Annotated in this window: 3 protein-coding genes; all 3 read right to left on the bottom strand. The window is 72.8% G+C overall.

Annotation, left to right across the window (positions count from 1 at the left end; translation table 11 throughout):
* Positions 1–567: MFS transporter (locus HW577_RS23870; RefSeq protein ID WP_198378596.1), on the bottom strand; the 567-nt coding region annotated here is incomplete at its 3' end.
* Positions 564–1,331, bottom strand: coding sequence for an NAD kinase (locus HW577_RS23865; RefSeq protein ID WP_198378597.1), 768 nt, complete (start codon positions 1,329–1,331; stop codon positions 564–566). The genes HW577_RS23870 and HW577_RS23865, both read right to left, overlap by 4 nt.
* Complete coding sequence (locus HW577_RS23860; RefSeq protein WP_198378595.1) at positions 1,328–2,182, bottom strand: carbon-nitrogen hydrolase family protein; 855 nt, start codon at positions 2,180–2,182, stop codon at positions 1,328–1,330. The genes HW577_RS23865 and HW577_RS23860 overlap by 4 nt, the downstream gene beginning before the upstream one ends.
* Positions 2,183–2,298: the final 116 nt, after the last annotated feature.

The raw sequence follows: 2,298 nt of genomic DNA, 5'->3' as shown, positions 1-2,298 counted from the left end.
CGCCTGGCGCAGCATGGCGAAGGTCAGGACCGCCGCGCCGGCCTGCAGTGCGGCCAGCGCGCCCAGCGCGCCGCGCCAGCCGAGGGTCGCGATCAGGAGCTCGGCCAGCGGCAGGAAGACCGTGCCGGTGAAGCCGGTGATGAAGGTGATGGCGGTGATGGTCCGCGTCGGGTCCCGTGCTTCCGCCACCACCACCGCCATGGCGGAATTCCACAGGCAGGCCGCCTGGGCGAGGCCGATCAGCACCCAGATCGCGATATAGGCCGCCGGGTCGCGCACCAGCGCGAGGGTGACCAGCAGCACTGCGGCGGCGGCGGCACCCAGGCTCATCAGCCCGCGCGGCCCACGCCGGTCGAGCCAGCGCCCGGCCGGCACCGCCGCGATGCCCGAGGCGAGCAGCCCCGCCGTGAACCCGGCGTTGAGCAGCACGCGCGACCAGCCGAGCTCGGCCTCCATCGGCGCGACCAGCAGCGGGAAGGGGGTGTAGAGCGTGCCCCAGCCGATCACCTGCGTCGCCGCGATGCCCCAGAGCAGGGTGCGGTCGGACAGGCCGCGAGCTTCGCTCACACCGTGAACTGTTCCGCGATGATGCGGTCCGACAGGCCGTGGTCCGGGTCGAACAGCAGGGTCAGTGTCACGTCGCGCGCTTCCCGCACCTCGACCCGCGCGACGTCGCGTACCTCGGTGTAGTCGGCGACCGCGGCGACGGGGCGCTTGTCGCGCTCCAGGATCTCGAACACCACCACGGCGTCCGATGGCAGCAGCGCGCCGCGCCAGCGCCGCGGCCGGAAGGCCGAGATCGGCGTCAGCGGCAGCAGGTTGGCCCCGAGCGGAATGATGGGCCCGTGCGCCGAGAGGTTGTAGGCGGTGCTGCCCGCCGGGGTCGCGACAAGCACGCCGTCGCAGATCAGTTCGGCCACGCGTTCCTTGTCGTCCACCAGGATGCGGATCTTCGCCGCCTGGCGGCTTTCGCGCAGCAGGGAGACCTCGTTGATCGCCAGCGCCTCGACCGGCGCGGCGCCGTTCGCCTGCGCCACCATGCGCAGTGGATGCAGCGTCGCGGCCTGGGCGGCGGCGATGCGCTCGGGCAGCGTGTCCTCCCGGTAGTCGTTCATCAGGAAGCCGACCGAGCCCCTGTTCATGCCGTAGACGGGGATGCCGCGCCCGAGGAAGCGGTGCAGCGTCTCCAACATGAAGCCGTCGCCGCCCAGCGCGACGATTACCTCTGCCTGGTCGGGCGGCGTCGCGCCGTAACGGGCGGCGAGCGCTTCCTGCGCGGCGCGGGCGGGCTCGTTCTGGGCGGCGAGGATCGCGAGCCGCGGGCCGGTCACGTGGCCGCCTTCGCGACCCAGGCGCGCGCGGCCTCCCGATGCTGGTCGAGCGGCATGCCGGCGCGCACCCGCGCGGTCACCGCAGGGTCGATCCGCGCCGTCGCCCAGCCCGTCCCGTCGCTGCATTTCGCGACCACATGGCCCCAGGGATCGACCACCAGCGAATGGCCGTAGACGCTGCGGGTCGCGCCGCGTTCCTCGTAGGCGCCGTAGGAGGCGGCTGCGAGGATCCAGCACTGGGTGTCGATGGCGCGCGCGCGCATCAGCGCTTCCCAATGGTCCTTGCCGGTCTGCAGCGTGAAGTTCGACGGCACCAGGATCGCCTCCGCCCCGCGCCGCCGCAGTTCCTGGAACAGTTCGGGGAAGCGCACGTCGTAGCAGATGGTGCAGCCGAGCCGGATGCCCGCCACCTCGAAGACGGCGAGGTCGGATCCCGCGCCATACAGCGCGCTCTCGCGATAGCCGGTGCCGTCGGGGGCGGTGATGTCGAAGAGGTGGATCTTGCGGTAGCGCGCGATCTCCGCCCCGTCGGGGCCGAACACGAGCGTCGTGTTGAACAGCTTCTCGCCGCCATCCTCGATGATCGAGCCGCCATGGACGGTGATGCCATGCGCGCGGGCGAGGCCGCGCAGCATCTCATAGGCCGGCCCGCCGGTCCCGCCGGCGCTGGGCAGGACCTCGGCCGCCGCACGGCGCGCGTCGCGCCCGCCGCCGAGATTGGTCCAGGTCTCCGGCAGGGTGACGAGGTCCGGCCGGTCGGCCGCGATGGCGGATTCGATCAGGCGGCGGGCCTGGTCGAGGTTGGCAGCCTTGTCGCTGCCCTGGTTCATCTGGATGACGCTGGCGCGCATGGCCGCATCAAGCCACAGGCGGGCGGGGCGGGATAGCGCCCTCGATCAGCCCTTCGTCTGCGGCCAGTCGAGCCGCGGCTCGGCGCGCCGGCCGCCGGCCCCTTCGGCGCGCGCCG

The organism is Neoroseomonas rubea (assembly GCF_016106015.1).
Taxonomy (GTDB): domain Bacteria; phylum Pseudomonadota; class Alphaproteobacteria; order Acetobacterales; family Acetobacteraceae; genus Neoroseomonas; species Neoroseomonas rubea.
This window is presented reverse-complemented; position numbering and strand designations above follow the sequence as displayed.

Bases quoted from the DNA above. Each gene is read 5' to 3' on its own strand.
- HW577_RS23860 (WP_198378595.1), bottom strand. From the start codon at position 2,182: ATGCGCGCCAGCGTCATCCAGATGAACCAGGGCAGCGACAAGGCTGCC.